This is a genomic window from Ligilactobacillus sp. (assembly GCF_036846325.1).
GTDB lineage: Bacteria > Bacillota > Bacilli > Lactobacillales > Lactobacillaceae > Ligilactobacillus.
In genome coordinates, this window is sequence record NZ_DAIUCE010000105.1 from 1 (window position 1) to 5,505 (window position 5,505).

Below are 5,505 nucleotides of genomic sequence, written 5' to 3' on the forward strand. Positions count from 1 at the left end.
CGTAATTGGGAGCCGGAATTTACGGGCAAATCCCCAAAATCGTCGTTTTGCCCGTAATCCCACCTTGACACGGGAACCAGACAGCAGCCGAATTCAGTCAAGGCACTGCATTTGTCAGATCTACAATGAAAAATCCGCGCCAAATCATGGCACGGATTTCAAATCATCATTCAGTTGTGCGGGGGCTGAGCGTTCGGCTCCACACCTTGTCTTAATCAGGTTCCAGCTCCCCCCTATCGCAAGCACCGAGACAAGCTCGCCTTCGGTCGTCCAAAGCTTGCGTACGGGGGCATGAGCGCTCGCTTCCGCACCTTGTCTAATCAGGCTCAGACCAGCAACAAGGCTCATGATAAGTTTGTGCCGCGTCGCGACTGCGCTTTCGCTGATCACTCGCGCCCCTCCTTATCTACCGCCTTGTTGAGCGGCTGGTCTTCGCACCTTGACAAAAAAAGCCCGTTCCCGCCAGATTAGGGACGCACGTGTACAAAGTGCATCTGACGGAGAATCGGACCAAGTGAATGATTGCATTAGGGGATACAATCATTACAAGCGATAGAAAATAGAAAAGGTGAAGGAAATTTATCCTTCAGTTTCCAACTGCTGGAAACTACTACATTATAATATGGTTTTTAATCAAAGTCAATAAGACTAGGAGATAAAAATTAAAGTATATTTATGCATTCTAACGAATTTCTGTGATCCCTGTTAAAATCAGGTACAGGCCATAGACGGCAACGATGATGCCGCTGATCAGGTTGATTGCCAGCAGAAACTTTTTCGGAAGCTTGTCCCGAAGAAGGTTGAAGCCAACCGTAATTCCATGATCCCAGATGAAACTTGCGGTTATGACGCCGGTAATGAAGAGAATGCTTTGCTCAGCCGTCAAGGTGGCACGACTGGCGCCAAGCATCATGGTGCCGTCAATCATTGCCTGGGGATTGCCCCAGCTGACGATAAGTGCAGTCATCAAGGCTTGTTTAAGCGTCTGTTTCTTTTGATCGGAACCGATGGCAGTCTGTCTGGCAGAACGGATAATATTGAAGCCGATGTAGGACGTCAGTGCGCCCCCGATTATCATGACGATGATTTTAACGATTTCATTAGCTGAAATCAGCGCGCCGATGCCGTAAAATGCAGCAAATGAAAACAGCGCGTCACAAAACCAGACCAGGAAGTTGTATAAAAGCGCTTTGCTCATTTTGTTTGAAAGCGCATTGTTGAACATGTAGATATTTTGCATTCCGATTGGTGCCACGAAGGCAAAGCCAACCAGGATACCGCGTAAGTAAATCACGAAGACACATCCTTTAGAAATCTTTAACGCACAAAGTTGATTTTAGTTAAGAATTGGTAAAACGTCAAGGGATTTTCTGAAAACATTCGTTCAAAACTTGCCGAGATGTTTTATGTTTGCTATATTTGACTAAGTGGACAATTAGAAAAAGGGAAGGTATTGCATTGAAGACATTAAGCATCGTAGTGCCTTGTTACAATTCAGCCGCCTACATGGATCGCTGCGTTCAGTCATTGCTGTTGGGCGGATCTGACGTTGAAATCATTTTGGTAGATGACGGTTCGAAGGACAAGACACCTGAAAAAGTTGACAATTATCAAGCACGCTATCCGGGGATCATCAAGGCCGTGCATCAGGAAAACGGGGGACACGGACAGGCTGTGAATACGGGGATTGAACATGCGACCGGTCATTACGTGCGCGTAGTTGACAGTGATGACTGGCTGGACGGAAAGGCATTTCCGAAGGTGATGGAATTTCTCAGGAAATCAATTGAAGAAGACATGCAGCTTGACATGCTGATTACGAATTACATGTATGACAAGCAAAACGTCAAGCACAAGAAAATCATGCAATATCGCAAATGCGTTCCGACGAACTGTATTTTCACATGGGAAGACACCCATTTTCCGTTTGGAAAGTACTTATTGATGCACTCCGTAATTTACCGGACGACGATGGTTCGCGATGAGGCGAAGCTCAAATTGCCGGCGCATACCTTCTATGTTGATAACCTGTACGTGTTTGAACCGCTCCAGTATGTAAGGAACATGTATTACATGGACGTCACGCTGTACCATTACTTCATCGGACGTGAAGATCAGTCCGTGAACGAGAAGGTCATGATCGGGAGAATCGATCAGCAGCTCTCGGTCAACAGGCGAATGGTTGATTATTACACGGATAACGTCGAGATGAAGTCGCATATCGGCAAGTATATGGAAAAGTATATTGAAGTAATCACTTCAGTTTCGTCGATTTTGCTGATCAGAGACGGATCAAAGGAAGCCTTGAACAAGAAGAAGGAGCTCTGGCATTACATCAAGGAAAGAAATCCCAAGCTGTATCATAAGCTGATGCGCGGAGCCTTGGGCATGGGCCTGCATCTGCCGGGCAAACTGGGCAGAAAAGCCGCGGTTGACGTTTACCGCATGGCCCGTAAAATCTACGGATTCAATTAAGACAATATTTAAAAACAGTCTCGTTGCGAGGCTGTTTTTAGTTTATTTTAAATGTTGGTTATGCTATCATAACTAATATCTAAGCTATGGAGGGATTGCTTTGGGAAAGTTAGTGCTTTATTTCTCTGAATTTGGAAATACAGAGTCGATAGCCAAACGTATTGCTGAAAAAACGGGTGCGGACATCTGCAGAATAGAGCCGGTTGAACCGTACCCGGAAAATCTCCAGGAAGTGATGGAAATCGGGCGAACCGAAACGGATAACGGAACGTTGCGGCCGGTTAAGCAGCTTGAAGTCGATTTGTCAGAATATGACAAGGTGATTTTGGGTCTGCCGACCTGGTGGTACCATCTTCCACCTTGCGTCGGGTATTTTCTGAAGAATGCAGCGCTTGAAAGAATAAGCGTCTTCGTGACAAATTCAGGTGTTCCTCTCAGCATCAGCGATGAGATGAAGCGAGTATCGCCAAGTACATATGTTGAAAGTTCCAAAATCATTGAATTTACGCCGTTGGTTGAACCCAGCAGGCTTGTTACGCCGCTTGATGAAATCGATGCATGGATTGAAACGCTGTAAAAAAGCCCAGGACCCTGAATGAGATCCTGAGCTTTTTTTAAGGATTTATTTTAACCTTCCGTTGCTGTTGCGCCTTCAGCTTCCTTCTTTGCAAGCTTGTTGTCATAGCGGCGGATGAACGGGAACCATACTGCTGCAGCTACGCAGGCATCGAGGACGGAAACGAGTGCGCCTTGCCAGCTCTGTGTTGCGATGAAACCGCTCAGGCCGACTGGCGTAGGCCATGGCTGCTGTGCCGTGATGTAAGGAACGAATCCTGTGTAGATTGCGAGGTAACCAACCATTGCGGCTGCCATTGGTGCAAAGATGAACGGGATGACCGTTTCAATGTTGTAGACAAGAGGCAGGCCGAAGAGCAATGGTTCGTTGATGTTGAAGATGCCGGGAACGATGGCAACCTTGCCGAGTTCGCGCAGCTGACGTGACTTGGCCATGAATGCCATGTAGATGACAACGCCGAGTGTTGCACCGGAACCGCCGGCATATGTGAATGCGTTCAGGAATTCGCCGGCCAGGATATGATGGCCGCCTGCAACGTTTGATGTCATGTTTGCAAGAACGAACGGTGTGATGAAGCTGCCGATGATTGTGGCACCATGGATACCGAAGAACCAGAGACCATGAATCAGGAAGATGATCACGAGAACGCCCCACCATGTATCAACGAGACCGGATACGAATGAGAACGGAATGTAGAGAATGTCAAAGATGTCAGTGTGAAGTACGATGAGAATGGCATCGATGATCAGAACAACGAAGGCAATCAGGAAACCTGGGATAAGGGCCGTGAATGAATCCGTAACACCCTTTGGAACTGAGTCAGGCATCTTGAGGGACCAGCCCTTCTTTACGCAGAGACGATAAAGCTGAATGGCCAGAGTTCCGATGACAAGACCTGTGAAGATACCCGTGGCACCGATTCTTGAAAGACCGGAGCCGCTGATTGCATAGCCGTTGTAGACGGCATTCTTTGTGTCTGTCAGAAACTGAGCGGAACCATGCTTCCATACGAGCTGAGGAACCGTGATGAACAATGCGAACAATGCGAGGAATGCACCGTTGAGCGGGTTTAAGTCAAGCTTTTCTTCCTGCTGGTAGATCTTCGTGTAGTTGTAGGCGAACGATCCGGTGAAGAAGATGGCGATGATACCGAGCGTGGCGTTGTAGATTACCGTGAAGAGATTGTTGAAGCGTCCGAGTGTGTTGTTGTAGAAGTCAACGAACGCAGGGAGCGTGATGACCTGGGTGAGGACGCTCAGGATGAGGAACATCGAGCCGACGATTGTGAAGGCGATGATGCTGTAGCCGGCACCCATGACGGCACGGACAAAACGTGTATTGGCAAACTTGCCGACTTTTGGAAGAATCTTCTCATTAAGCCAGCCTGTGAAATTGCTTTCTTTTTCAGCCATAATAAAGACCTCCTTGGGGCAGGCATCCGCATTTCACGTACGAATGAATAATTGCAGTTTGATATGTACAGACGAACTGCGGATGCAGTGAATAATAATGATTGTAATCGGTAAGCGCTTTCCTTATTACATTTCTCAGTATAATCCGTTGGTATCATTTTGTAAAGGGCTTTCAACAAGAAATTGTACCAATATCTTCGCTAAAGGTAAGTATATACAATACATTCAGCTGAAAGTATGCAAATATAATAGACTTTTTAGAATCGATTTAAAGCTTGAAAAAAATGTGAATTTATAAAAATACAGTGTCTGAGCTGCTTTATAGATAAAATTAAAAGAATAAAATTTTCACGTGATCCGGCGGACACAACAAAAAGGCAGGGCGGAAATGACCGAAGCATTTTCCGTCCTGCTCTCTGATTATTTATCCCTAATTTGTCTTTTCAAACATTTTGATGACTTTAAGCTGGCGGTCCTGGTCAGCTGTGATTTTCCTGATTTTAAAAAGCACCATGACGGACATCAGGATACCTGTCAGGCAAATTGCGATGACAAAAAGCTGACCCCTGCCGTTGAAGAACGGCAGGAACTGAGGATATGCCGGTGTCAGTGAGATTAAAATGACTGCAAAATTGACCAAAATCTGAATGAGATAATAGTACTTGGTGACCGGAACCGAACTCTTTTTGGTATGAAGCTTGGAAGTCAGTTCCAGAGTTACGGCAATTCCGCCGATCATCAGCAGAAACGGCAGGACTGCCGACCAGCTCCTGCATGTCAGGGCCATCCCGAACCAGTAGAGGTTTGTAAAGAACATGAATGCCGTGAAGTATCGCAGCATCAGGAAACGATTGAAGTACATAAAGCTCAGGCTCTGTTCCTTTTTAACGTCATCTGCTGTTTTTTTCATGGAAATCCCTCCGTTAGTCTGAAGTAAACGTTTTCTATATGGGTATTTTAATATATTGGTACCAATTTGTAAAGGAGGTACAAAATTTTGACCTTCAGACTTGTTATCGTTAACAGCTTGTCCTTTCAAAC

At 45.9% G+C, this 5,505-nt stretch carries 5 protein-coding genes; 2 read left to right on the forward strand and 3 right to left on the reverse strand.

The window, feature by feature from the left end:
• Positions 1 to 682 precede the first annotated feature (682 nt).
• On the reverse strand, positions 683 to 1,294 hold the full coding sequence (locus V7Z60_RS08495; protein WP_334117396.1) for a LysE/ArgO family amino acid transporter: 612 nt from the start codon (positions 1,292 to 1,294) through the stop codon (positions 683 to 685).
• Between the two features lie 164 nt (positions 1,295 to 1,458).
• Between V7Z60_RS08495 and V7Z60_RS08500 the strand changes: the two genes are divergently transcribed.
• Positions 1,459 to 2,475, forward strand: a complete 1,017-nt coding sequence (locus tag V7Z60_RS08500; protein WP_334117397.1) for a glycosyltransferase family 2 protein — start codon at positions 1,459 to 1,461, stop codon at positions 2,473 to 2,475.
• 100 nt (positions 2,476 to 2,575) lie between these two features.
• Positions 2,576 to 3,052 carry a flavodoxin gene (locus V7Z60_RS08505; RefSeq protein ID WP_334117398.1) on the forward strand — a complete coding sequence of 159 codons (477 nt, stop codon included), beginning with the start codon at positions 2,576 to 2,578 and terminating at the stop codon, positions 3,050 to 3,052.
• A 50-nt stretch (positions 3,053 to 3,102) separates the two neighbouring features.
• Here V7Z60_RS08505 and celB read toward each other — a convergent pair whose 3' ends face one another.
• Together celB and V7Z60_RS08515 are read right to left on the reverse strand one after the other, a co-directional pair.
• On the reverse strand, positions 3,103 to 4,464 hold the full coding sequence (gene celB / locus V7Z60_RS08510) for a PTS cellobiose transporter subunit IIC (protein ID WP_334117399.1): 1,362 nt from the start codon (positions 4,462 to 4,464) through the stop codon (positions 3,103 to 3,105).
• A gap of 430 nt (positions 4,465 to 4,894) precedes the next feature.
• Positions 4,895 to 5,374: a hypothetical protein gene (locus tag V7Z60_RS08515; RefSeq protein ID WP_334117400.1), complete on the reverse strand. Its 480-nt coding sequence runs from the start codon at positions 5,372 to 5,374 to the stop codon at positions 4,895 to 4,897.
• Between the last annotated feature and the right edge of the window lie 131 nt (positions 5,375 to 5,505).

Excerpts from the sequence above, each read along its gene's own strand:
- celB (WP_334117399.1), bottom strand. The coding sequence starts at position 4,464 with ATGGCTGAAAAAGAAAGCAATTTCACAGGCTGGCTTAATGAGAAGATT.
- V7Z60_RS08515 (WP_334117400.1), bottom strand. The coding sequence starts at position 5,374 with ATGAAAAAAACAGCAGATGACGTTAAAAAGGAACAGAGCCTGAGCTTT.